We start from the raw sequence: 24,185 nt of genomic DNA on the forward strand, positions 1-24,185 counted from the left end.
GTCTCAAGACGACTATAAAGAGTATATTTGAGTCGTCTTCAGACGACTTTCGCTATGAGACAGCGATTTCAATCGCTGGCGGATTTTCTGGGAATGAAACAGTCCTATCTTTTTAAAGGGGATGCCAGGAGGAGAGAAAAAGTATGAGCGCATCACTAGCAACTTAGGTTAGATTATTATGCCTTACACACTTAACCCACAATCTCAACCCCAACTTAAAACAAGCTCTTTTCTCCTTCTTTTACCTTCCTCAATCCCGCCGCCAAATCTTGATAGTGTTGTCCTCACTGCCACCACTAGCGAGTAGCTGCCCATCCGGGCTAAAGGCGACGGAATTAACACAGTTGGAATGACCAGTGAGAGTGCGGATTTCTTCGCCCGTACCCGGATGCCAAAGTTTGATAGTCTTGTCGTTACTGCCACTAGCGAGTAGCTGCCCATCCGGGCTAAAGGCAATGCAAGAAACCCAGTCGGAATGACCAGTGAAAGTGCAGATTTCTTCGCCCGTACCCGGATGCCAAATCTTGATAGTGTCGTCCCCACTGCCACTAGCGAGTAGCTGCCCATCCGGGCTAAAGGCAATGCAAGAAACCCAGTCGCAATGACCAGTGAAAGTGCAGATTTCTTCGCCTGTACCCGGATGCCAAATCTTGATAGTGTCGTCCCCACTGCGACTAGCGAGTAGCTGCCCATCTGGGCTAAAGGCGACGGAAGCAACCGAGTCAGAATGACCAGTGAGAGTGCGGATTTCTTCGCCTGTACCCGGATGCCAAATCTTGATAGTCTTGTCACCCCTGCCACTACTAGCAAGTATCTGCCCGTCCGGGCTAAAGGCGACGGAAGAAACATAATTGGAATGACCAGTGAGGAGAGTGCGGATTTGTTCGCCTGTACCCGGATGCCAAAGTTTGATAGTCTTGTCAGCACTGCCACTCGCGAGTAGCTGCCCATCCGGGCTAAAGGCAATGCAAGAAACCCAGTCGGAATGACCAGTGAAAGTGCAGATTTCTTCGCCCGTACCCGGATGCCAAATCTTGATAGTGTCGTCCCCACTGCCACTAGCGAGTAGCTGCCCATCTGGGCTAAAGGCGAAGCCAGAAACCGAGTCAGAATGACAAGTGAGAGTACAGATTTCTTCGCCTGTACCCGGATGCCAAAGTTTGATAGTGTCCCAACTGCCACTAGCGAGTAGCTGCCCATCTGGGCTAAAGGCGACGGAGCAAACACGATCGGAATGACTGAGCATCTGTACGCATCGCCAAGATTGATGCGGCTCCAGCGATTTGTCTAACTTGGCAGGCTCCAGCGATTTGTCTAACTTGGCAATTAGTTCATCAAGTTTGTCATTTACTTCCGTTACTGTGGTACGCAGATCGCCGACCTCGCGGATGATATTTTTTTCCATATTATCCAGCCGACTCTCAAGCCTATCAGCCCAATCACCCATTTCGTCACGAATTGCGCCGCTGATATTTTTTTCCATCTCACCCAGCCGACTCTCAAGCGCATCAGCTACATGAGCCATTTTGGTGTGGAACTCCTTGATGTCGGAACTGTCCCTGTGTAACGAAACTACAAAGCTTTGGGGATTACTAATCTGTTCTGTAAGGTTCTCTACCGCAGCCTTTAAATCCGGTAACTCGTCTTCACTGCGTGGCATTAGCTTCACCTAAAATTACGATCGGCGGGGATTGATTGTGATCATCTCTGTCTTAACTTACAAGATACCTTTTGGCATACAGGAGAAGAAGGCGATCGCATTCTCCCCCATCTAACAACAAAAAAAGCCTGCGATCGCAGGCTTCGTTAGCGTAGCCGCACCCTTCGAGGATGCAGGCATAATTAATTAAATTAAACCTTAGCCAACTCAGGAGTCGGACGCTTACTATTACGAATACCTTCAATTGCTTCAGCGTAATCCTTCGCCTTAAACACAGCAGAACCCGCCACAATTGCATTAGCGCCAGCTTCCAAAACCTGCCAAGTATTGTTACCTTTCAAACCCCCATCCACTTCAATCCAGGGATCTAAACCGCGTTCATCGCACATCTGGCGCAGCTTCCGGATTTTTGGCACCATCTCTGGGATAAAACTTTGACCGCCGAAACCGGGGTTAACGCTCATAATTAATACCAGATCGCAAAGCTCCAGCACATACTCAATCAAATCCAAAGGAGTAGAAGGATTGAGAACGACACCAGCCTTTTTGCCCAGTTCCTTAATTTGTCCTAGAGTCCGGTGCAGATGCGGTGAGGCGTTGTGTTCCGCATGAACGTAGATATGATCGGCCCCCGCCTTAGCAAAATCTGCGACATACTTTTCTGGTTCCACGATCATCAGGTGGACATCCAGCGGCTTTTGTGTAACAGGACGAATAGCTTCTACAATCAGCGGGCCAATGGTGATATTGGGGACAAAGCGACCATCCATCACATCAATGTGAATCCAATCTGCACCAGCGGCATCTACCGCCCGGATTTCCTCTCCCAGCCTACTGAAATCAGCTGATAGGATTGATGGAGCTACAACAATCGGCTTCTGGCTCATGGCTATTAATACTCTTTTGCGTCCTTGGGTTGTAATAAGTTTAACAAAAGATGTCGCAAGTCTTAAAAAATTGTGAAGTAATGCAATGCGTAATTTTATAGATTAGAACGCAGATTCAGAACCTCCCTAAAAAACGGGGGCAGTGGGGATCAAAACCTAAGTTCCATCATGTTATATCCCCCCACATCAGAACCCCCTTTTTAAGGGGGCAGGGGGATCAAAACCTAAGTTCCATCACGTTTTTACAGATTAGAACTCCCCATAAATTAGGGTTGGGGGGATCAAAAACTGAGTTCCATCACGTATTGATCCCCCCAACCCCCCTTTTTAAGGGAGGCTAAGAAAAAATTGCACCGAAGCGTAAGTATCAATCAACCCTTCACACATTCATTGGAGAAGTTTCCTTGACGCAGCAGCAAATTGTCAAAAAACTGGCATGGCTTGTTTGGGGAATCAGTATTCCACTGATTACTGCACCTTCCTCACTGGCTAAAGATACGTCATCACTCGGAGAATCTGGCATTGATGTCCGCAAGCTGCACGCCCCTCCTTATAATTTATTGGGACGAAAGATTGCTATTGGTCAGGTGGAAATTGGCAGACCGGGGCAATTTGGGTTAGATAAAACTGCGTCCAAGAAGCGAACATTCTCTCTAATGCGAGTCTTTTATCGCGATACCCCAGCTAAAGCTGATAGCAATGTCGATGCTCATGCGGCAATGGTAGCGGCTGTGATGATTAGCTCGGATAAAGCTTTACCGGGAGTGGCACCGGAGGCACGGCTATATTCTTCTGCTGTTGGCTCACCCCAAAAAGCAGGACAACCGGAGGAGTGTTTATCTGCTCAACACGTAGCACTGCAAAATGGGGGCGATGTCCGAGCGATTAATTTTAGTTTTGGCGAATCTTTGGAACGAGACTCGCGAACCGATCCGGTTTTGGATGGCAATGCTTTGTTAACACAATGTATTGACTGGTCTTCGCGGGTTCACGACGTGATTTATGTAATTGCTGGTAATCAAGGCAATGGCGGCATTCCCATTCCCACTGACAATTTTAATGGTGTGAATATTGCTTACACAACGCGCCGCCAGGATGTTTTTACTAAAGTGGACTTTGGCAATTTGAGTGCTGCACCCGTTGGTATTGGCAGGCGTTTGATTAACCGCGAAATTAATGTCGGGCCCCGCCGTTCGATTAATTTAGCAGCGCCGGGGAGCAATATTGATTTATTGAATCTGGAAGGAAAGGTTGATAGTGTCACGGGGACGAGTTTTGCCGCTCCACATGTTACAGCTTCTGTGGCTTTGTTACAAGAATATGGCGATCGCCAGCTGCGAGCAAAACAGTCTAACTGGAGTTTAGATTCCCGCCGCCACGAAGTGATGAAAGCGGTGCTGTTGAACTCGGCGGAGAAAATCAAAGATAGTGGCGATGGTTTACGCTTGGGAATGAGCCGCGATATTTTGACCAAAGATAATCGCAATTGGTTAGAATCTGATGCCTACAAAGACCAAAAAATACCGTTAGATTTCCAAATGGGTACGGGACAATTGAATGCTTTTCGAGCTTACCAGCAATTTAGTCCTGGCCAGTGGAAACCTGATGCTGCACTCCCGCCGATAGGTTGGGATTACCAGACTGTAAAAGAGTCATCGTTTCAAGATTATGTGTTAGAACAACCGCTGCAACAAGGCAGTTTTGTCTCAGTTACGCTTGCTTGGGATCGCCTGGTGGAGTTGCAAGATAAAAATAAGAACCAGCGGTATGATGTTGGGGAAAGTTTTAGCGATCGCGGTTTAAACAACCTTGACATTTACTTGATGCGCGTCGAAGACGATGACATCAGCAAAAGTATCTGGTCTTCACAAAGCGATGTTGACAGTGTAGAACACATTTTTCACGAAATTCCCGCCACTGGTCGCTACAAAATCCGCGTCCAGTATCGTCAGAAAGTTAATGAAGATACCCAGCCTTACGCTTTGGCTTGGTGGACTGTACCGAAAAAATAAAAAGAAAAAATTGCGCTCAGTCTAAATGGCGCTACGCAAACAAAGCCCGGATGGTGTGCGGATTTTATTATAGTCCGCGCACCATCCGGACTTCGTTTGTGTAGCCGCGTCCAATCTCCGGGTAATAATGCTTCGTTTGTGTAGCCGCAATTTTTAATCGCCGGGTGATCATGCTTCTCAATCAGTTACTAAAACTGTAACAGATGGAACGTTTGTGTTTTTTGTCCGTCATTCTAGATATAAAGAATGTTATGGCAAAAAAGCAACAAAATGAATCCGCAAATATTAAATCAAGTAAAAGCGATCGCATCTGCAAGTATCATCGTTTTGGGTTTAGTTGGATGGTCATCACTAAAAAATCCTAATATAGCGATCGCTCGTCCCAATCAAGTGCAGGCACAAGTGTCTAAGAATAGTTCTGTAGATCAAAAGCTGGTTGCTGCTAATACTAAATTTGGTTTCAAGCTGTTCAAGCAAATTCTGAAAAAAGACAGCGGCAAGAACGTTTTTATTTCGCCTTCTAGTGTAGCGATCGCTCTTGCCATGACCTACAACGGTGCCAGCGGCAAAACTCAACAAGCAATGGCGAACACCCTGGAAATCCAAGGAATGAGTTTACAGGAAGTAAACAGCTCCAATGAAGCTTTAAAAGCAATCCTAGAAAATCCAGACCCCCAAGTACAATTGACTATCGCGAACTCCCTTTGGGCAAGACAAGGAGTTTCTTTTAATCCAGACTTTCTCCAGAGGAATCGGCAATTTTATCAAGCAAAAATTACCGATTTAGATTTTAATAACCCTGATTCCCCATCTGTTATGAATAATTGGGTAAAGGAGAATACTCGCGGCAAAATCAATCAGATTGTCAATGGTCTAAGTTCAGATCACGTGCTTTTCTTAATCAATGCTATTTATTTTAAAGGCATCTGGACAAATGAATTTGATAAAGCAAATACAGTTAATAAACCCTTTTACTTAACAAATGGCGCTCAGAAACAACATCCAATGATGTCGCGAAACGGAAAATATAGATACTATGAGACAGACCAGTTTCAGGCAATAAGTATTCCCTATGGTCAAGAAAGGCTGAGTTTTTATATTTTTCTGCCAAAACAAAATTCTAATCTGACAGCTTTATATCAACAACTCAACACTGAAAACTGGGAGCAATGGATGAACAAGTTCACAATGCGACCAGGATTGATTCAAATGCCTCGCTTTAAAATGGAGTACGAAACTTCCTTAGCAGAGTCCCTAAAAGCGTTAGGTATGGAGTCTGCTTTTGACTCAAAAGCCAATTTTACTCAAATGAGTTCTATTCCACTCCAGCTTAACCAAGTCAAGCATAAAACCTTTGTAGAAGTAAACGAAGAAGGCACCGAAGCAGCAGCAGTAACTGCCGTAGGCGTAGTGACCTCATTGGCGCGCAGGCCAGAAGAACCGTTCCGAATGATTGTAGACCGCCCGTTCTTCTCTTGCATTAGAGATAATCAAACTGGAACCGTTCTATTTATGGGGTCTATTGTGGAACCGCAATGAAAGAAATTGACTTGTTGGACAATAAAAACATCAGTAGGGACGAGCTGGAAACCCCACTATACCAACTATTTATTTATTTGATGCCTGTGGTTGGCTTTTTCCCGGCGCTGTGGACGCTTTACCGACGGGAGGGTAATCGACAACAACAAACCGTGAGCCGACTTTCCGTGACGCTGGCTATGGCTTGGCTGATGGCATACATTTTGGTGGGTGCTGGAGTTGCCCAAACTTCCGAGTTTTTGACCTTGCGCTTATTATTTATCAATAGCCTGCTGACATCGGGTTACTTTTTAGTCAGTTTATGGTTGATGGTGCGTCTATGGCAACGTAAATCGGTGCGTCTTCCGGGTATTAGTCAAATCGCTGAGGGTGTTGTTCGCAAACGCTTATCCTAAATAGCTTTTAGCCTCATTTTGGAATCAAGCCACCTCCCTGTTTTCGTTTCCAACCAGAGACTGGGGATGAAAAAAGTAGAAGCGATCGCCTGCTTATTATTAACTTGGAATCGGGTTATTCTGGTAGCCTAAGTATCTCAAGGGGACAAATTTGAAACTCTTGCCAACCTTTGCCTGATTTATCAACAAATCGGTGGAAAAACTGCTATGAGTGTTCTAGTGCAATTTGCGTAGGAACGGTATTTTTTTTACCTAAATGTCCGCCCCCCAGATTGCTCGATTATGCGCCCCTGTATTTATGGCAGATTTGTGCTAATTTTTTAGCGTGTGTGAGGAAGTCAGTGTCAGCTCGAAAAATTCCTGAAAACCGCCCTTGGGGGCAAAAAAACGGTCAACAAAGCCCAAGAAAGCCAGCTCCCAAAGGGAATCAGGTGAGCTGGCTTTGGCTGGGGTTGGGTTTGAGTGGGGTAGCAATGTTGTCAGCGACTGCGGGAGCAATGCTTGCAGTGTCGCTTTCAAGTACGCCTTTGCTGCAAAGTCAACTGAGTCCTGATGAAGCGGCTGTATTTGATGGCGATCGCATCTCCCGCACCAGTATGCGATTACCAGAACTAACCCGCCCTGTCAATATCTTAGTTATGGGAATAAAGGTTATCTCTTCAGACCTGGATAACCCTCCCCCAGAAACCCAAAATTTGGGATACCACGCCTTAGTAAACTCTTTCGAGGGTCTGTCGGATACCATGCTGCTGTTGCGGTTTAATCCGGAGGCGCAAAAAATAGCTGTTCTCTCCATCCCACGGGATACCCGCACCTACGTGGAAGGTGTCGGCATGACCAAGATTAATGCTGCTAATGTTGAAGGGGGGCCAGCACTGAGCGCTAAGACAGCCAGCGAACTCCTTAGCGGAGTCGGAATTGATCGCTACATCCGAATTAACGTTCAAGGGGTAGAAAAACTGGTAGATGCCTTGGGTGGTGTCACCGTTTACGTTCCCAGAGACATGAAGTATCAGGATGACTCCCAGCACCTTTACATCAACTTGAAGGCGGGAAAACAACATCTCAATGGCAATCAGTTGCAGCAATTTCTGCGCTTTCGCTATGACAAGTATGGGGATATTGGTAGGATTCAGCGACAGCAAATGGTGATGAGGGCGCTGATGGAACAAGCACTCAATCCCACCACTCTCGCCCGGATGCCAAAAATTCTCTCAGTTATTCAGTCGCATATTGACACCAATTTGACTGTGGAGGAGTTGCTGGCGCTAGTTGGTTTTGGCGTGAAGACAGAACGTTCCCAGGTGCAAATGTTAATGGTTCCTGGTGATTTCAGTGGGAACGGACAGCGTGAGGTAAGTTACTGGTTGCCAAATCGCCGTCGCATTCAGACGATGATGGCGCAGCACTTCGATCAGGGTTTGGACGGCGGCGAAGCAAATGACCCTGCTTATATGCGGGTAGCGATTCAAGATAGCACTGGTAATATGAGGGCCGTCCAATCCTTGATCGAAAAGCTCCGGGAAGCTGGCTACCAGAACGTTTATGTGGACGATCCTTGGCCGGAACCGTTGCGGGTGACGCACCTAGTGGCGCAGCAAGGAGATGGCGACAGCGCTCAAGCTATCAAGCGATCGCTTGGATTCGGAGAAGTGCGCGTAGAAAGCACAGGCAACTTAGTTTCCGATATCACTATCCAGCTGGGTGAAGACTGGTTACAAAGGCAATCTCGTCGAGATTCATATTAATTGGGGACTGGGGATTGGGGATTGGGGATTGGGAATTGGAAGGACTCTTAGCCAGTCCCTAGTACCCAGTACCCAGTCCCCAATTCCCAGCCTCTAGTCCCCAGCCCCCATTATCCAATCCAGCAAAATCGGATTAACCAACTCAGGGGCTTCATCTTGTGGACAATGCCCGACACCTTCGATAGGAATAAATTTTTCCACTTTGGGATAATTAGCCAACTCTCGCCCCAATTCTATAGGCTCCCAAGGGTCTTCCGTTCCCCAGAGCATGATTGCCGGACAAGGCAAAAGCGGCAGTAAATCTTCAGGTAGGGGCCCTTGGGAATAGCGCGTAAAGGCTACAAAAACGTCCACAGCGCCCTCATCAAAGGCAGGAGCCATGAGCATATCTACCAGTTCATCTGTGACGGCTTCCGGATGCTTATAGGCTTGCAGGAGAACCTTACGCACTACCTTCGGTTTGGCAAGTTGACTAAAGAACAGTTTCCCAATCCACTTTACTGACAGTAGTTGTTGAACTATCGGTGCGCCAAAGCTGCGATACCAGGGCAGTTGAGCGCGTTTACGATCGTGTAGCAGTCGCAGGGAACAGTTAAGTAAAGCAATTTTTAAGGCAATATCCGGGTTATCCACTGCTGCTTGCATGACAACAATACAGCCGATGGAGTTACCGATTAAATAAGCCTCTCCTCCCACAACCTCGCGGCAAAAATCAGCGAGTTGCTGTCCCCAGGTTTCAAAGGTGTAGGAAATCGGATTTCCTGGTGTGGGTTTAGCTGAACCGCCAAAGCCAATTAAGTCAATAGCATAGACGCGGCACGTTTGCGCTAGGACGGGGATGTTTTTGCGCCAGTGTCCCCAAGATGCCCCAAAGCCATGCACTAGCACAACTGGCGGCCCTTGGGTTCCTTGGGTTTGGTAGCAAATGGGAAAGCCCCGCCAAGTCCAAGTTTTCGTGACGATTTTGGCTGTGGTGGGTGCGATCGCGCTAGGATCGGAAGATAAGGTCATGGGAGGCGTATCTTTAAATTTCCATCCCCGATCGGGATTTATCGGCTTCCTTTATTTTACCGAAATTAGTGGGTTTAAAGCCCCGCACTTCAGGGCGGCTTTTTATTTATTGTGCTTAGAACTACGATATATTTTTTTATATCGAGCGCACTAACGTAAATGTTGGTATTTGAAGCCAAGCTAGAAGGAAAAAAAGAGCAGTACGAGCGGCTAGACGAAGCCATTCGTACTGCTCTTTTTATTAGAAATAGCTGCGTCAGATACTGGATGGATAATAAAGGAGTTGGGCGATACGAGTTAAGTGCTTATTGTGCAATTCTTGCCAAGGAGTTCCCTTGGGCGAACAAACTCAACTCAATGGCACGACAAGCCTCTGCCGAGAGAGCTTGGTCATCCATCGCTCGGTTCTACGACTTCTGCAAGAAGGGAAAACCCGGAAAAAGGGGATTTCCTCGTTTCAAGAAGCATAAGACACACGGTTCTGTTGAGTACAAGACCTGTGGGTGGAAGCTTTCAGAAGACAGAAGGAGTATTAACTTCAGTGATGGATTCAAAGCAGGAAGTTTTAAGTTGTGGGGAACCCGCGACTTACATTTCTATCAGTTGAGCCAAATCAAGCGGGTACGAGTAATTCGTCGAGCCGATGGGTACTACGTGCAGTTCTGTCTTGATGTTGAGCGAATTGAGAACAGAGAGCCGACAGGCAAAACTATTGGTATAGATGTGGGACTAACCCACTTCTATACTGATTCTGACGGGTCTTCCGTTGAGAATCCACGTTATCTGAGAAAGTCCCAAAAAGCACTCAAGAAGCTTAACCGCAGGCTTTCCAGAACCCAAAAAGGCTCTAAGAATAGAGCTAAAGCGAGGAATCGCCTGAGTAGAAAACACCTCAAGGTAACTAGGCAGCGTAAAGACTTTGCTGTGAAATTGGCAAGGTGCGTAGTCCAGTCTAACGACTTGGTAGCCTATGAAGACTTGCAGGTGTTGAACATGGTTAAAAACAAAAAGCTCTCCAAGTCGATATCAGATGCGGCTTGGACAGCTTTTAGGAACTGGGTAGAATACTTCGGTAAAGTATTTGGGGTGGTGACAGTTGCAGTACCTCCTCGCTACACCAGCCAGAACTGCTCTAATTGTGGTCAGGTTGCCAAGAAATCACTAAGTCAAAGAACTCATCAATGTCCTCATTGTGGTTTTGTCTTAGACCGGGATTGGAACGCGGCGAGGAACATATTAGAACTTGGACTGCGTACCGTGGGACACGCGGGAACCTCTAACGCCTCTGGAGATATCGACCTCTGCTTGAGTGAGGAAACTCCTTCAAGTAAGCCGAGTCGCAGAAAGAGGAAGCCCAAGAAGTGATTCTTGGAATCCCTGCGCGTTTACGCCAGGGAGGATGTCAATTTCTTCAACTCTTCTATGTACTTACGCACTTTTTAGCAAATAAATAAAAAAGATCCGTAAAAACTCTGATGCTATGTGTAGACACAACTGATAATTATGCCGTGTAAGAAAGCAAAGGGGAAACAAGGTAGAGGGAACAAGGCTTTTACTCTTTTGTCTTGTCTCCAATCCCCAATCCCCAATCCCCGATCCCCTAGTCCCCAATTTTTTCGCTGTGGATGCAGTTAAAGCGGGGAGTATGTCAGTATCTAGATTGGGGAATCGTTGACGCAATCTATTTTGTTGATGAATATGGTGCAAACTTCTACCTCTGTTCTGCCATTCCTGGGCCCTGATGTAGCAACAACCTATGATGCTGCGCGGGTGGTCATTCTCCCAATCCCCTACGAGGCGACAACAACCTATCACCGGGGATGCGAAAACGGGACAGATTCCATTCTGGAAGCTTCTCAACAAGTGGAATACTACGATGAGGAGCTAGATGCGGAAACTTGCCGAGACATTGGAATTTACACTTACGAATCTATCGCGGACACACGCAATGGTAGCTCGGTTTCATCCGAGGCAATGCTAAAAGTCAACCGTGATACTGTGTCTAAGCTGATTGGGGATGGTAAGTTTGTCATATCCCAATTTACGGCAGCCAAATTGGTCTATAAACTTATAGGTTATAAGGCATTGCAAACCGGCTAGAAGCTACTGCTAACTAGCTACATTCCTTTTCTAATCTGTTGTGTTCCAATTGTTGATTCATTAAGGCTTGTGCAAATGAGTGTGATGGAAAAAACTGGCACTCCCATTGGTAGTTATGCTCCGGATTTTGAACTGCCAGGGATCGATGATAAAGTACACCATTTATCCCGTTATTTAGAGAGATATCGGGCTATAGGTGTCGTTTTCATGTGCAATCACTGTCCTTACGTGCAGTTGTATCTCGATAGGCTAATAGAGATTCAAGCCGAGTTTCAAGAGCGAGGATTTACGCTAATTGGCATCAATGCTAATGATGCTTTCCAGTATCCTGAAGACAGCTTTGAAAACATGAAAAATTTAGCAGCAGATCGGCTGAATTTCCCCTATCTGCGCGATACAACGCAGGATGTTGCTCGTTGCTTCGGAGCAACAAAAACACCGGAAGTTTACCTGATAGACAATGCAGGTATACTCCGCTACAGCGGGGGAATTGATGATAATCCCCAAAAGCCAGAAGCGGTACGGGTGCATTATTTGCGAGATGCGATCGCCTGTTTGCTGCAAGGCAATACAATTACTCCAGAGTCCACTGATGCCGTGGGTTGCTCGGTAAAGTGGCGTAATTAACCCCCCGCCGCCGGATTGGTGGTAGTAGCTAACAAGAGTTAAATTTGCCGAATCATATCCCAAACTACTCCGCTACTGCTATCTTATGGTGGAGGTAATTGGAGTGAGAAAATAGTGTGTGCATGGGGATAACTTATCGACGAATTTTACTCAAGCTTTCCGGTGAAGCTTTGATGGGCAACCTGGGCTACGGAATCGATCCGATGGTGGTTCAGGAAATCGCGACCCAAGTCGCAGAAGTGGTGGCAAGTGGCGTTCAGGTAGCTATTGTCGTGGGTGGCGGCAATATCTTTCGCGGCGTGAAAGCAGCATCGGCGGGGATGGATCGGGCGACAGCAGACTACATTGGCATGATTGCCACAGTGATGAATGCGATGACCTTGCAGGACTCTCTAGAGCAAATTGGGGTGCCAACGCGAGTGCAAACCGCGATCGCTATGCAAGAAGTCGCAGAGCCTTACATCCGGCGGCGTGCTATTCGCCATCTCGAAAAAGGACGGGTGGTGATTTTTGGGGCTGGATCGGGAAACCCCTTTTTCACCACCGACACCACAGCTGCCTTGCGAGCAGCGGAAATTGATGCGAATGTAATTTTTAAGGCGACTAAAGTAGACGGGATTTATGATTCTGACCCCAAGCTGAACCCGCAAGCTCATCGCTATCAGAGCATTACCTACGGACACGTTTTAGCTAACGATCTGCGGGTGATGGATAGTACAGCGATCGCCTTATGTAAAGAAAACAATATCCCGATTATGGTGTTTGATTTATCGGTTCCGGGAAATATTCGCCGAGCCGTTATGGGAGAATCTGTCGGAACAATTGTCGGAGGTTTTTGTGAAGTTATCTGACGCTGAAAGCAACATGAAAAAGGCAGTTGAATCAACTCAACGGTCTTTTAATACCATTCGGACGGGACGAGCCAATGCTAGTCTCCTCGACAAAGTAATTGTGGAATACTACGGTTCCCCAACTCCTATCAAATCCTTGGCCAACATTAGTACGCCGGATGCGACTACGATTACAATTCAACCTTTTGACCGTAGTAGCCTAAACTTAATTGAAAAAGCCATTTCGCTGTCGGATGTAGGCTTAACGCCAAACAACGATGGCTCCATGATTCGGCTGAATATTCCCCCATTGACAAGCGATCGCCGCAAAGAATTGGTGAAAATAGCAGCAAAGTATGCCGAAGAAGGCAAAGTCTCTATTCGCAACATCCGCCGCGATGCCGTTGACTCGATTCGCAAACAGGAAAAAAATAGTGAACTTCCCAAGGATGAAGCGCGAGATTTGCAAGAAAGCGTTCAGAAGTTGACTGACAAGTACATCGCCAGAGTTGACGAACTGCTAGCAGAAAAAGAGAAAGATATCACCACTGTTTAAAGTTATTAGTCATTAGTCATTAGTTATAGTGAAGGACTAAAGACTAAATTTAATTAGTCAAAAGTTCTAGCAAAAAACTAAGGACTAAAGACTAAAACTTATGCAGGCACAAACACTTGTCCATCTACACTCCTCGGACGGACAAGGTAGGCAACGTGCATGGGGTAGCCTTGGGAATAAATCGCATCCACGTACCGCAGGGCAGTTTCTCGGTTCGTGCAGGCGCGTAAAATTTTCTCGTTACCGTTGGCGTATTGGATGCGTACTTCCCACATAAGTCTTGACCTCACAGTAGTAAATGCACAGCTTTATCTTGTTTTTAATTTTATGAAGCTTTCATGAACCAATCCTATAAATTATAGGCAATTTTGCACTCAGTGAAATTGATGAATTTATTAAAGATGGCGATCGCGTTGCCTATTGGCAAGTTTAAGAGCAATTAATCGCTTACGTAGTTGAAAACACGGAATTGATTGGGCAAATAAAAGCACAATATAATATCCGAACAGCGATCGCTATGCTAAAAAGCTTGAAAGCATTAGATTGTAGGCTTTTAACTGGAACGGGGAAATTACGCAAATAGCCAGTTAGCACCCAAAGCAACTAAGCTTTAAACCAGTGAGTACAAGAGTGAGGATGGAAATTCCATTGCGTGCCAATATACTCCTACGGGCTACGCTAACCAAGTCTGCTTAGGCAGGCTAAAATTCTTAAGACCGTGCAGGCGATATTTGCTTGCCTCGCATCGGCTCTTTAGAGTGTCCAAAAGTGGGATGCACCTATGAGAATCTAAATTCTCCTTCCAGCCTCAAATTTAAGTGCGTTCAGGAGCAAAAATTAATACGATGTTTGACTGTATTATTGTCGGCGCTGGCCCAGCAGGCGGAACCGCAGCTTATCACTTAGCGAAGCGGGGACGCTCAGTTTTAGTTATAGAAAAAGAATCTCTGCCTCGATACAAACCTTGTGGAGGTGGCGTTTCGCCAGCAGTTGCCGAGTGGTTTGATTTTGACTTCTCCCCCGCCATTTCCCTGAAGGTGAACACGATTCGCTGCACATGGAATATGAAAGATCCGGTGGAAACAGAACTGAATACACCAGAACCAATATGGATGGTGCGGCGAGACGTTTTCGACCACTTTCTTATCCAGCAGGCGCAGCAACAGGGCGCAGAACTTAGAGACAATACGGAAGTGACGGGAATTGAGTTTAAGAACGACGCTTGGCAAGTCAACACGGCAAACGGCCCGGTACAAGGTCGTTATTTAATTGCTGCCGATGGAGCCAAAGGGCCAATGGCTAAGTGGCTGGGCTTTAAAGAGCGCAAACGCCGTCTGGCTGGCGCTTTGGAGGCAGAACCAAAGGCACAAGTAGAAAACGGTCACATCGCTCATTTTGAATTTGGGATGGTCAAAAATGGCTATATCTGGAATTTTCCCAAAGCCGACGGCTATTCTATCGGGATTGGCAACTTCCGAGGCAGCGACCCGCAAGACTTTAAGAGCCTCCTAGCTGAGTATGCCACACTGTTTAATGTTGATGTCAAAACCAGCAAGCAGTACGGTCATCCTTTGTGCTTGTGGGACGGCGATCAAAAGCTGCATACCCAAAATGCAGTTTTAGCTGGAGAAGCTGCTTGTGTCGTCGATCCGTTTACGGCTGAGGGAATTCGTCCCTCGATGTTTAGCGGTTTGAAGGCAGCAGAAGCAATTGACAAAGCTGTGGGAGGCGATCGCAATGCTTTGGAAGGATACACCAATGCGATCGCTCAAGAATGGGGATCTGACATGGTGTGGGCGCAACGTTTAGCAGGAATTTTCTACAGAATTCCTGGTATCGCTTATAAAGTTGGTGTTAAGCGCCCTGGAGCTGCTGAAAAAATGGGTCAACTGCTATGCGGGGAAAGCCGTTACTCAGAAGTGGCTGATCGTGCCATTAAGCGACTGAGTAAAAGTATGATCCCCGGTATGGGCGGCTAAATTTTTTTTTGCGGTCGTATTTTTTATGGCTGATGGTTTGCTAGGAACTATCAGCCATAAACCATGAATAATTTCAATTTGTTCTTGTGTTATATTGGGGCTTTCCTCTAGAAACTCGATAGTTATGTCTTCTAGGACTGCAAATTTATCCAGGTTTGGGCTTTCGATTGCGGTAGCCGGATTCGTAGGCTTCCTGATGGTGGGTTGTGGCAACCCACAGGCTGATGCCAAAAAGTATGTAGACTCAGGAAATGCTCTTGTTGAGCAAGGCAAATTATCGGAAGCGATCGCTGACTACAATAAAGCAGTCGAAATTAATCCCAAAGATGCAGAAACTTACGATAAATTGGGAACTGCTTTGGTTCAAGAAAATAAGTTACCAGAAGCTACAGAAGCTTTCAAAAAAGCTATTGAAGCAAATCCAAAAAAAATAGAATTGTATAGTAAATTGGCATTGATTCAGGTCAATCAAAAGAAATTAGATGAGGCATCGGACACTTTTCAAAAAGCCATTGAAGTTGACCCTAAAAATGCAAAACTTTATAATAATTTAGGATTTATTCAAGTCAACCAAAAAAAAATACCTGAAGCAACTGATTCTTTCAAAAAATCCCTAGCAATTGACCCGAATAATGCCAAAACTCACAAAGACTTGGGAGTTGCTTTAGGTGTGCAAAACAATTTAAAGGAAGCAACTGCTGCTTTTAAAAAATCAATTGAACTTGACCCAAAAAGTGCGGATGCACACTACTTTTTGGGGATTGCTTTAGTCAAACAAGGAAATTTGCCTGAGGGAGTTGCGTCTCTGAAAAAGGCGACGGAAATTGAGCCTAAAGCAGCACAAGCTTACTTTAACTTAGGGGTGGCTTTAGATCAACAAGGTAAGAAATCTGAGTCAATAGCAGCTATTAAAAAGGCTAGAGATTTACTCAGAGAGCAAGGCAGAACTCAGGACGCTGACAAGATCGATGAAGGATTGAAGGCGATGGGACAGAAGTAAAAAGCCTGTGAGATAAAAGGTAATAAAAACTGGAAGATAGTCTTGGGAGACACGGACAAAAAGGGTTGCTTTCTTTGTCCGTGTCTCCCCAATCCCCAATCCCCGATTAGCAAATGACGATTTACTTTTACAAAGTTGACGATCCATATGGATGTTTTTCCAACTTTTCTCCTCATTGCATTCATCTGCTGGGGCAAGACTGGGCGACGGTAGAGCATTACTATCAAGCGCAAAAATTTGTTGGCACCAAGGATGAAGCTTTAATTTTAGATATTGCCAGCGCCAAGACACCAATGGAAGCTGCAACACTGGGACGCGATCGCACTCGCCACATCCGTCCTGACTGGGAAAGCCTGAAAACTGAGATTATGCACGAAGCTGTGCTTATTAAGTTTCTCACCCATTTAGATATTCAGTCTATTTTGCTTTCTACAGGCGATCGCTTACTTGTCGAAGATTCCCAAATTGATTATTACTGGGGCTGCGGTAAAGATAAAACTGGTCACAATCATCTAGGCAAAATTCTGATGAGCGTCCGCCAAGAAATTCGGCAACGTTTGTAAAAAAGGTTTTTTAAAAATATAAATATTGCAATCTAGATTTTTCTTTAGAACAATACTAACTATTTATTTTTATCTATAATTTTCCTGTCTTCGCCAGTAATTATTGTATTTTACTTTAGATGTAGCTATCTTACCAGGACTTTATTAAAATATATTAATGTTCCGTTTAATCTTAAATTTTTGATAATTTCAATAGTTTTACGAATGTGCTAAGGCGCTTTTAATGCACAAAATAGACATATACGACCAAAAGAAAACATTAAAAAATAATAGGCGTGGTGGATAAAGCGAATGGAACTCAGTAATAATACGCAGAATATGCCCTCAAAAATAGAACAAGAAGGGTTACTGCATCGAATCACGAACCGGATTCGGCAATCTCTAGAATTGCAAGAGATATTAATATCAACAGTCGCCGAGATACGTTCATTTCTAGAAACCGATAGAGTCAAAGTTTATCAGTTTCATGCTGATGGTAGCGGGCAAGTTATTGCTGAGTCGATTTATAACAACCACCTGCCGTCCCTGCTGGGGTTGAATTTTCCAGCGGATGACATTCCTCCCCACGCCCGCGAAATGTTTATCAAAGCCAGAGGGCGTTCAATTGTGGATCTTGCCACAGGGAAGATTGGGATCAGTCAACTGGATTGTCCCCAAACTGGTATTCCTTTGGAGACGCAAGGTTTTTACTATCGTGAAGTAGACCCTTGCCATATTGAATATCTCACAGCAATGGGGGTGCAGTCTTCCTTAGTGGTGCCGATTTTACAGTACGACGTACAAGCACACAAAGTACAGCCGCAACTGTGGGGATTATTAGTGTCTCACAATGCCCAAACACGTACTTTTTCCGAAAGGGAACTGCAAATTGTGCAGTTAGTGGCGGATCAAGTTTCAATTGCGATCGCGCAGTCAAATCTCCTCAGAGGCGCTCGCGAACAAGCAATTATCGAAGCTAAGATTAACCGAGTAGCAACCCTGCTGCATACACTACCATCGATTGAGGTACAACAAGCTCTCATAGAGACCGTTGCCGCCTTTAAGGGTTCCGGTGGCAGACTTTACATAGCCCCAGAAAACCCCAGCTTTGGAGGTAAACAGTTTACCTGCGGCGCTCAGCCGATGCTAGTAGGACTCAAGAAAGATTGCCTGCTCGAAGAGAGTCTTGTATGGCAGCAATACTTTAAATTACAAGATACTACCTGCAATAGCCCGGTAGCAATTAGGGATATATATAAAGAACCGGGGCTGCGAGTGCTAGCAGCAGCATTCCGCCCAACAAAGATTCGAGGCATGATCGTTATACCCCTGGAGTATCGTCAGGAGTTTCTCGGTTACTTAAGCGTATTTCGAGATGAAATTGAAACAGAAACTTTGTGGGCGGGACGTTTTGATTCCGATGAGCGACAGTGGCAACCCCGGAACTCGTTTGAAGCTTGGGTAGAGCTGAAAAAAGGTCAAGCTTGCGAGTGGACAAAAGAAGACATTGAACTGGCTGCTGCCTTAGCCAATCACTTTGCAATGGCAATTGAGCAGTATGAACTGTACAGGCAGGTAAAGACTCTGAATACCAACCTGGAGTGTCAGGTACAGGAGCGCACACAACAGTTGCAACAATCGTTGGATTTTGCCAAAGTCTTGAAGCAGGTTACAGATCAAATTCGTAGCACCCTCGACTTACAGACCATTCTAAAAAGCATCGTGCGAGAAGTCCGAGAATTGCTAACCACAGATCGAGTGGTGATTTACCAGTTCACCAGAGGCTACCAAGGGCAAGTGGTTGTAGAAGATGTGAAAGACAATGGCACCTCAATTCTGGGAGATATATATGACGATAAATGCTTTCCTTTAGACTACGCCTATCGGTACCAGAAGGGAAGAGTTCGGGCTATTAACAACGTATTGGAGTCAGATTTAGACCCCTGTCATATAAAGTTTTTACAGAATATTCAAGTTCAAGCTAACTTAGTCGTGCCGATTAGGATGGGCGATCAGCTGTGGGGACTGCTCATTGCCCATGAGTGCTTTAAAACGAGGATTTGGCAGGAGGCTGAAATAGAGCTACTGCAACAGCTGGCGGATCAAGCAGCGATCGCTATTCAACAAGCCGAACTCTACCAACAAAGTCGTGCTGCTGCTGACATTGCCACCCAAAAAGCCCAACAACTAGAGCAAGCTGCCGAACAACAGGAAGCATTATTTGCGGTTGTTACCAAAATTCGAGAATCCCTTGACCTGGAGACAATTTTCAAGGCAACAACTACTGAAGTTCGACAACTGCTAGAAGCCGACCGAGTAGCAGTATTTTGCTTATATTCAGCCTCTGGTTCGGAGGATGATGAATTTGTTTCAGAAGACGTGTTGCCAGAGTTTAAGCCTGTTTTAGGAACAAAAGTTTACGATCGTCATTTTTCCGAATACTATGCTCACCTCTATGAACAAGGTCGGATTCAGGTAGTTGATGACATCTACAACGCAGGCTTAAATGATTGTCATATCCAGCTTCTAGAGCAATTCCAAGTCCGAGCTAACTTGGTAGTGCCGCTCTTGAAAGGGGATTTACTGTGGGGACTGCTATGTATCCATCAATGCTCCCAACCCCGGCACTGGGATGCCTCCGCTATTGATTTTGTCAATCAGATTGCTGCTCAACTAGGCATAGCAATACAGCAAGCTGAACTCCTAACTCAAACCCAACAGCAGACAGAACAACTTTCTTGTACTATCAAAGAACTACAGCAAACCCAAACTCAGCTGATTCAGACAGAAAAAATGTCAAGTTTGGGACAGCTGGTGGCGGGTGTAGCTCACGAAGTTAACAATCCAGTCAATTTCATTTACGGGAATCTGGCTCACGTTGGTGAGTACGCACAAGATTTGCTAGATTTGTTGCATCTCTACCAGCGGCGTTATCCCCATCCTGACTCTGAGATTCTCAAGCTGCAAGAGGAAATTGATTTAGAATTTCTGGCTGACGATTTACCCAAAATGCTTTCCTCGATGAAGGTTGGGGCGGATCGCATTCGGCAACTGGTGCTGTCGCTACGCAATTTCTCTCGCCTAGACCAAGCTGAAATGAAGCTGGTTGATATCCATGAGGGTTTAGACAGTACGCTGTTAATCTTGCAACATCGACTTAAGGGGAAGGGTAACGTTCCCAGTATTGAGGTTGTGAAAAGCTATGGTGATTTGCCCTTAGTTGAGTGCTATGCTGGTCAGCTCAATCAAGTGTTTATGAACGTCATCAGCAATGCGATTGACGCTCTGGACATGGGGACTCTTGATGATTTGGGACTCGCAGAAGAGTCTGCCCAATCAGCAATCCCTACGATACAGATTAGTACCAAAGTGCGAAATGGCGATCGCGCAGTCATTCAGATTTCCGATAATGGTTCCGGAATGCCAGAAGGAGTGCGATCGCAAATCTTCAATCCCTTTTTTACCACTAAGCCAGTTGGTAAGGGAACAGGTTTGGGACTATCCATCAGCTATCAAATTGTGGTGGAAAAACACGGCGGTGTCTTCCAGTGTTCTTCCCTACCAGGCAAAGGTACTCAGTTTTGGATTGAGATTCCCATCCAACAAGCAAATTAAAAATTTAGAGGGTCAGCATTTTAATAAACTGCTACCCTCTTAGGTTTTATAAACTCTGTTTGTGCAGAACCGATTAGCCCTATTCCTCAACTTATCGCGCTTCGGCGACTTCCGGCAAAAGTATCAAACAAGAGGCAAATTCGCCTTTAGCTAACTCTTAGGCGCTACCTGTGAAGCCAACTTCCGGAAATTTCGCCTGAGCGTCAGCTATAGAACGGCGTTTGCCTTCCTCTTGCCAGTAGTTAATTACTTCCGTGGCTTTGTTTAGAACCTCGACGCGCTCAACCTCAGAAATCCAGTGCTTGGCTTCCAGCTCATTTTTTAGCTGTTCCCAAGCATCGTTCCGAGGCCAGAAAAAGTAAGATGTTAGAGGGCTGGTGCCTTTGCCTACTACTTGGTCAACGGCTAATGCAACGTTCTCTTCCAGCCAGAGAACCTTTAAAATAAACCTCGACAATCACACCTCCAGGGAAGTCCCAGCCTTGTTGAATACTGTACAAACGACTATTCTACACCCTGGATATAGTGCATGAGCAAAAGATTATAAGGTGCGGTAAGAGTGGTGGAACAATCCAGTCCCAGTTTAGTTGTTTTTGATATTGACGGTGTAGTGCGCGATGTCGGAGGATCTTACCGCAGAGCGCTTGCTGATACGGTGGAGCATTTTACTGGCGGTGCCTACCGACCGACTCCAGAGGATATAGACAAGCTGAAGTTGGAAGGAATTTGGAATAATGATTGGGAAGCGTCGCAAGAGCTAGTTTGTCGATACTTTGAGGCTCAGGGGACAAAGCCATCCCAAGAGAGCGATACCGCAACGCGATCGCAACTCCAACTCAACTACGACACGCTGGTTGCCTTTTTCCAGTCTCGGTATCGAGGGACAGATCCAGAAAATTGGACAGGTTATATCTGCGATGAACCGCTACTCATGCAGCCAAGTTATCTAGAGGAACTGACAGCAGCAGGAATACCTTGGGGCTTTTTTAGCGGTGCTACCCGTGGTTCAGCGACTTATGTTTTGAGCAAACGCTTGGGTTTGAAGTCGCCATTACTAATTGCGATGGAGGATGCTCCGGGAAAACCCGATCCTACAGGGCTGTTGGCAGCTGTACAACAGTTAGAACAGCAATTTTCCGTTAACCCCGACACGCCAGTTATTTATGTGGGGGATACGGTAGCTGATTTGTACACAGTAATACAAGCACGTAAATGCGAAGCGGCTTCTAGTAAATCGCTTAAATCACAGCGGTGTTGGATTGGCGTGGGTATTTTGCCGCCACACGTTCAAAAAACCCAGGAACAAAGTGATGCCTATGCTGATGCTCTTAAGGCTGCTGGCGCTGCGGCAATTTTCAGCAATGTGCAGCAATTAACTCCTGTGCAGATTCGGCAACTTGTAGATTCAGAAAGTAGTAGTAGGGTTTAAGCATCTAATTGAGTGGGCATCCTTGGGGCTGAAAAACTGGAAATGTCAGAGGATGTCTAAGAAGTGTCAAAAGTTGGCTTGAGCCCGCCCAGCCCTACTTTTCAAGGGGGAAGAATCAAGTCTTAGTCTCCCTTTTTTAGTGGGATGCAAGGGGGTTCACCCTCTAAGCGTCTCGATTATGACTTTTCAGACATCCTCTGAGTTTCACATTTGTTTAAGCCAGCATTTTAGCCGGGACAAGCTACTACAAATTACTGAAATTTCCAATTTTCAATTAATCACTTACTTGTAGGTAACGGTTCTTACCTCATCCTAATGGGTGAGTAGTTAAGGTGAGATTAAATACACCTAACAGGGCGAAGGTGTACCTTGGCTTTCAAAACTACATTGGAAGAGTAGAAACACACCTCAAGGAACATCAATTATGCAATCTGCAAAAGAGTTTGAAGCCATGACTCCCCAAGCTGCTGCCGCTAGTGCTATCCAAAAACCAGTTCTTCGCAGGGGTTCTCGCGGTTCCGCAGTGCTTGAATTGCAACAACTATTAGCACGCTGGGGATATTACGCCACTCCCTTTGATGAAGTCTTCGATGTGCCAGTAGAAAATGCCGTTAAAGCTTTCCAGCACCGCGTATTCTTAGTAGAGGATGGCATTGTTGGTGCTAAGACGTGGCAAGGTCTGTTCTCCGGCGCGCCCGTTGATATGCCTGTTCTACAGTTGGGAAGCCGTGGTGAGGCTGTCAAAACTGTTCAGAAAGTCCTACAGTTGAATTCTGATGGTATTTTTGGCCCGATTACCCAGAATGCTATTAAAACCTTCCAAACTTCTCGTAATTTGGTAGCTGACGGAATTGTTGGTTCTCGCACCTGGTTCGAGTTGAGCAAGTTGCCTCACTAAGGGGATTAGGGAGGAGGTGACTGGGGGAATTAGCGGAATTGTTTCTCCCCTGTCTTCCCGTCGCCCCCAACCCAAAACTGAATATGGAACTTTTACAGGTAGCGATCGCTCTATAACTATAAGGGCGATCGCGCTTTTATTTGTTTATGAATCGGCTTTTTGTGTATCTATCTTTGGGCATAAAATCAGCACAATTTTTCCAGTACAGTTTTGCTGACCGCGTTTCCCCATGTATATTAGGAAACGACCAGAGAATTGATGTCTAACAATTCTTCCCGTTACTCGGTAATTAATTTTTATGTTCTCTGCTCAAAAAACAAAAACGATTATTAGTGTTATGGGTGTGGTTGCCACAGCGATCGCTACTGGCGTTATGATCCAACTTGGTGACATCAAGACACAAGCAGCCCCAACTGATACAGCTGTTTCAACAATTGCTGATTACTGGCGAAACGCTCAACTAGAACGCACCCTCAGAGGACATACCGATTGGGTAAACTCCGTCGTCATCACGCCTGATGGAAATAATGTACTCAGTGGCAGTTTTGACAACACAATCAGGATGTGGGATTTTTCCACAGGTCAGTTAATTCGCACATTTAGCGGACATCCCAAACCTGTTTATGCGATCGCTATCAGCCCAAATGGTCAATTAATTGCCAGTGGTTCTCAGGACAACACAATTAAAATTTGGAATCTTGCCACTGGTGAGTTAATTCGCACCTTGAGGGGTCATGCTAGTTCAGTTTTTGGAGTTGCCTTCAGCCCCGATGGACAAACCATCGCCAGCGGCAGTAAAGACGATACAATCAAAGTTTGGAATGTTGCTACTGGCGAACAAATTTACAGTCTCACAGGGCATAGAAATTGGGTTGAAGCTGTTGCTTTTAGTCCCGATGGACAAACCCTTGCTAGTGGATCTCAAGATAAAACCATTAAAATTTGGAATCTTGCTACTGGTCAATTAGTTGGCAGCCTAAGCGGTCATTCAAATACAATTAATTCTGTTGCCTTCAGTCCAGATGGACAGACCATCGCCAGTGGAGCTTTTGACAAAACGATCAGAATTTGGGATCTTTCCAGACGTCGGCTGATTCGCACCGTTAGAGGGCATACAGACATGATTTATTCTGTTGCCTTCAGCCCCGATGGAGATACGCTTGCTAGTGGCTCTCAGGACAACACAATCAGAATTTGGGACTGGAAAACAGGGAGACAAATTAGCACTCTCTCAGGTGATACAAGCTCGATTTATTCGGTAGCTATCAGCCCGGATGGAAAGTCTCTTGCCAGTGGTAGTTATGACAGAACTATTAAAATTTGGCGGACGCAGGGAATTAATTAAAAGGCAAAACTG

21 protein-coding genes and 1 pseudogene are annotated in these 24,185 nt (G+C 45.6%); 17 read left to right on the forward strand and 5 right to left on the reverse strand.

Annotation, left to right across the window (positions count from 1 at the left end):
* Nucleotides 1–250: 250 nt before the first annotated feature.
* Nucleotides 251–1,660, reverse strand: a complete 1,410-nt coding sequence (locus NDI42_RS01055; protein ID WP_190454261.1) for a WD40 domain-containing protein — start codon at nt 1,658–1,660, stop codon at nt 251–253.
* Nucleotides 1,661–1,851: 191 nt separating this feature from the next.
* Nucleotides 1,852–2,547, reverse strand: coding sequence for a ribulose-phosphate 3-epimerase (gene rpe / locus NDI42_RS01060; RefSeq protein WP_190437181.1), 696 nt, complete (start codon nt 2,545–2,547; stop codon nt 1,852–1,854).
* 419 nt (nt 2,548–2,966) lie between these two features.
* On the opposite strand from rpe, the gene NDI42_RS01065 reads away from it, so the two are divergent.
* The 4 genes from NDI42_RS01065 (at nt 2,967) to NDI42_RS01080 (ending at nt 8,241) form a co-directional block, all read left to right on the forward strand.
* Nucleotides 2,967–4,559: a S8 family serine peptidase gene (locus NDI42_RS01065; RefSeq protein ID WP_190454431.1), complete on the forward strand. Its 1,593-nt coding sequence runs from the start codon at nt 2,967–2,969 to the stop codon at nt 4,557–4,559.
* Nucleotides 4,560–4,829: 270 nt separating this feature from the next.
* Nucleotides 4,830–6,098 (forward strand): serpin family protein, encoded by a 1,269-nt coding sequence (locus tag NDI42_RS01070; RefSeq protein WP_190454263.1) that lies wholly within the window; start codon nt 4,830–4,832, stop codon nt 6,096–6,098.
* A complete protein-coding gene (locus NDI42_RS01075; protein ID WP_190419031.1) occupies nt 6,095–6,493 on the forward strand; it encodes a hypothetical protein in 399 nt (132 codons plus the stop codon). Before NDI42_RS01070 ends, NDI42_RS01075 begins: the two co-directional genes overlap by 4 nt.
* Nucleotides 6,494–6,834: 341 nt before the next feature.
* The gene (locus NDI42_RS01080; RefSeq protein WP_313930989.1) at nt 6,835–8,241 is read left to right on the forward strand and encodes an LCP family protein; all 1,407 of its coding nucleotides are present in this window, start codon (nt 6,835–6,837) and stop codon (nt 8,239–8,241) included.
* A 93-nt stretch (nt 8,242–8,334) separates the two neighbouring features.
* Here the strand turns inward: NDI42_RS01080 and NDI42_RS01085 are convergent, their stop codons facing one another.
* Nucleotides 8,335–9,252, reverse strand: a complete 918-nt coding sequence (locus NDI42_RS01085) for an alpha/beta fold hydrolase (protein ID WP_190454267.1) — start codon at nt 9,250–9,252, stop codon at nt 8,335–8,337.
* Between the two features lie 159 nt (nt 9,253–9,411).
* On the opposite strand from NDI42_RS01085, the gene NDI42_RS01090 reads away from it, so the two are divergent.
* The 5 genes and pseudogenes from NDI42_RS01090 (at nt 9,412) to frr (ending at nt 13,365) form a co-directional block, all read left to right on the forward strand.
* A complete protein-coding gene (locus NDI42_RS01090; protein WP_190454270.1) occupies nt 9,412–10,617 on the forward strand; it encodes an RNA-guided endonuclease InsQ/TnpB family protein in 1,206 nt (401 codons plus the stop codon).
* 327 nt (nt 10,618–10,944) lie between these two features.
* A pseudogene (locus NDI42_RS01095) lies at nt 10,945–11,289 on the forward strand (arginase family protein); the annotation flags it as partial.
* 138 nt (nt 11,290–11,427) lie between these two features.
* Nucleotides 11,428–11,979 carry a thioredoxin family protein gene (locus NDI42_RS01100; protein WP_190454273.1) on the forward strand — a complete coding sequence of 184 codons (552 nt, stop codon included), beginning with the start codon at nt 11,428–11,430 and terminating at the stop codon, nt 11,977–11,979.
* A 122-nt stretch (nt 11,980–12,101) separates the two neighbouring features.
* Entirely contained in the window at nt 12,102–12,830 is a 729-nt protein-coding gene (gene pyrH, locus NDI42_RS01105) for a UMP kinase (protein ID WP_190419023.1), read from the forward strand.
* Complete coding sequence (frr, locus tag NDI42_RS01110; protein ID WP_190419021.1) at nt 12,817–13,365, forward strand: ribosome recycling factor; 549 nt, start codon at nt 12,817–12,819, stop codon at nt 13,363–13,365. The genes pyrH and frr overlap by 14 nt, the downstream gene beginning before the upstream one ends.
* Before the next feature lie 98 nt (nt 13,366–13,463).
* Here the strand turns inward: frr and NDI42_RS01115 are convergent, their stop codons facing one another.
* Nucleotides 13,464–13,640: a family 2 glycosyl transferase gene (locus tag NDI42_RS01115; protein WP_190454277.1), complete on the reverse strand. Its 177-nt coding sequence runs from the start codon at nt 13,638–13,640 to the stop codon at nt 13,464–13,466.
* Nucleotides 13,641–14,210: 570 nt separating this feature from the next.
* Here NDI42_RS01115 and NDI42_RS01120 point away from each other — a divergent pair.
* From NDI42_RS01120 to NDI42_RS01135, 4 genes are all read left to right on the forward strand, one after another.
* Complete coding sequence (locus NDI42_RS01120) at nt 14,211–15,344, forward strand: geranylgeranyl reductase family protein (RefSeq protein WP_190437170.1); 1,134 nt, start codon at nt 14,211–14,213, stop codon at nt 15,342–15,344.
* A gap of 196 nt (nt 15,345–15,540) precedes the next feature.
* Nucleotides 15,541–16,344, forward strand: a complete 804-nt coding sequence (locus tag NDI42_RS01125; RefSeq protein WP_242017611.1) for a tetratricopeptide repeat protein — start codon at nt 15,541–15,543, stop codon at nt 16,342–16,344.
* Nucleotides 16,345–16,457: 113 nt separating this feature from the next.
* The gene (ybiA, locus tag NDI42_RS01130) at nt 16,458–16,907 is read left to right on the forward strand and encodes a riboflavin biosynthesis intermediates N-glycosidase (RefSeq protein ID WP_190454283.1); all 450 of its coding nucleotides are present in this window, start codon (nt 16,458–16,460) and stop codon (nt 16,905–16,907) included.
* Nucleotides 16,908–17,198: 291 nt separating this feature from the next.
* Nucleotides 17,199–20,501: a GAF domain-containing sensor histidine kinase gene (locus NDI42_RS01135; RefSeq protein ID WP_190454286.1), complete on the forward strand. Its 3,303-nt coding sequence runs from the start codon at nt 17,199–17,201 to the stop codon at nt 20,499–20,501.
* A gap of 157 nt (nt 20,502–20,658) precedes the next feature.
* On the opposite strand, the gene NDI42_RS01140 is transcribed toward NDI42_RS01135, so the two are convergent.
* Nucleotides 20,659–20,958 (reverse strand): 30S ribosomal protein PSRP-3, encoded by a 300-nt coding sequence (locus NDI42_RS01140; RefSeq protein ID WP_190419009.1) that lies wholly within the window; start codon nt 20,956–20,958, stop codon nt 20,659–20,661.
* A gap of 102 nt (nt 20,959–21,060) precedes the next feature.
* Between NDI42_RS01140 and NDI42_RS01145 the strand changes: the two genes are divergently transcribed.
* From NDI42_RS01145 to NDI42_RS01160, 4 genes are all read left to right on the forward strand, one after another.
* Nucleotides 21,061–21,930, forward strand: coding sequence for a TIGR01548 family HAD-type hydrolase (locus NDI42_RS01145; RefSeq protein ID WP_190454289.1), 870 nt, complete (start codon nt 21,061–21,063; stop codon nt 21,928–21,930).
* A 424-nt stretch (nt 21,931–22,354) separates the two neighbouring features.
* On the forward strand, nt 22,355–22,828 hold the full coding sequence (locus NDI42_RS01150) for a peptidoglycan-binding domain-containing protein (protein ID WP_199311109.1): 474 nt from the start codon (nt 22,355–22,357) through the stop codon (nt 22,826–22,828).
* Nucleotides 22,829–22,844: 16 nt separating this feature from the next.
* On the forward strand, nt 22,845–23,045 hold the full coding sequence (locus tag NDI42_RS01155; protein WP_190454293.1) for a hypothetical protein: 201 nt from the start codon (nt 22,845–22,847) through the stop codon (nt 23,043–23,045).
* A gap of 81 nt (nt 23,046–23,126) precedes the next feature.
* Nucleotides 23,127–24,173, forward strand: a complete 1,047-nt coding sequence (locus NDI42_RS01160; protein ID WP_190454296.1) for a WD40 repeat domain-containing protein — start codon at nt 23,127–23,129, stop codon at nt 24,171–24,173.
* The last annotated feature ends 12 nt before the right edge of the window (nt 24,174–24,185 follow it).

Origin of the sequence: Funiculus sociatus GB2-C1, assembly GCF_039962115.1 — a bacterium.
Taxonomy (GTDB): domain Bacteria; phylum Cyanobacteriota; class Cyanobacteriia; order Cyanobacteriales; family FACHB-T130; genus Funiculus; species Funiculus sociatus.

Bases quoted from the DNA above. Each gene is read 5' to 3' on its own strand.
- NDI42_RS01055 (WP_190454261.1), bottom strand. From the start codon at position 1,660: ATGCCACGCAGTGAAGACGAGTTACCGGATTTAAAGGCTGCGGTAGAG.
- rpe (WP_190437181.1), bottom strand. From the start codon at position 2,547: ATGAGCCAGAAGCCGATTGTTGTAGCTCCATCAATCCTATCAGCTGAT.
- NDI42_RS01070 (WP_190454263.1), top strand. From the start codon at position 4,830: ATGAATCCGCAAATATTAAATCAAGTAAAAGCGATCGCATCTGCAAGT.
- NDI42_RS01075 (WP_190419031.1), top strand. From the start codon at position 6,095: ATGAAAGAAATTGACTTGTTGGACAATAAAAACATCAGTAGGGACGAG.
- NDI42_RS01085 (WP_190454267.1), bottom strand. From the start codon at position 9,252: ATGACCTTATCTTCCGATCCTAGCGCGATCGCACCCACCACAGCCAAA.
- NDI42_RS01090 (WP_190454270.1), top strand. From the start codon at position 9,412: ATGTTGGTATTTGAAGCCAAGCTAGAAGGAAAAAAAGAGCAGTACGAG.
- NDI42_RS01100 (WP_190454273.1), top strand. From the start codon at position 11,428: ATGAGTGTGATGGAAAAAACTGGCACTCCCATTGGTAGTTATGCTCCG.
- pyrH (WP_190419023.1), top strand. From the start codon at position 12,102: ATGGGGATAACTTATCGACGAATTTTACTCAAGCTTTCCGGTGAAGCT.
- NDI42_RS01115 (WP_190454277.1), bottom strand. From the start codon at position 13,640: ATGTGGGAAGTACGCATCCAATACGCCAACGGTAACGAGAAAATTTTA.
- NDI42_RS01120 (WP_190437170.1), top strand. From the start codon at position 14,211: ATGTTTGACTGTATTATTGTCGGCGCTGGCCCAGCAGGCGGAACCGCA.
- NDI42_RS01125 (WP_242017611.1), top strand. From the start codon at position 15,541: ATGGTGGGTTGTGGCAACCCACAGGCTGATGCCAAAAAGTATGTAGAC.
- ybiA (WP_190454283.1), top strand. From the start codon at position 16,458: ATGACGATTTACTTTTACAAAGTTGACGATCCATATGGATGTTTTTCC.
- NDI42_RS01135 (WP_190454286.1), top strand. From the start codon at position 17,199: ATGGAACTCAGTAATAATACGCAGAATATGCCCTCAAAAATAGAACAA.
- NDI42_RS01150 (WP_199311109.1), top strand. From the start codon at position 22,355: ATGCAATCTGCAAAAGAGTTTGAAGCCATGACTCCCCAAGCTGCTGCC.
- NDI42_RS01160 (WP_190454296.1), top strand. From the start codon at position 23,127: ATGTTCTCTGCTCAAAAAACAAAAACGATTATTAGTGTTATGGGTGTG.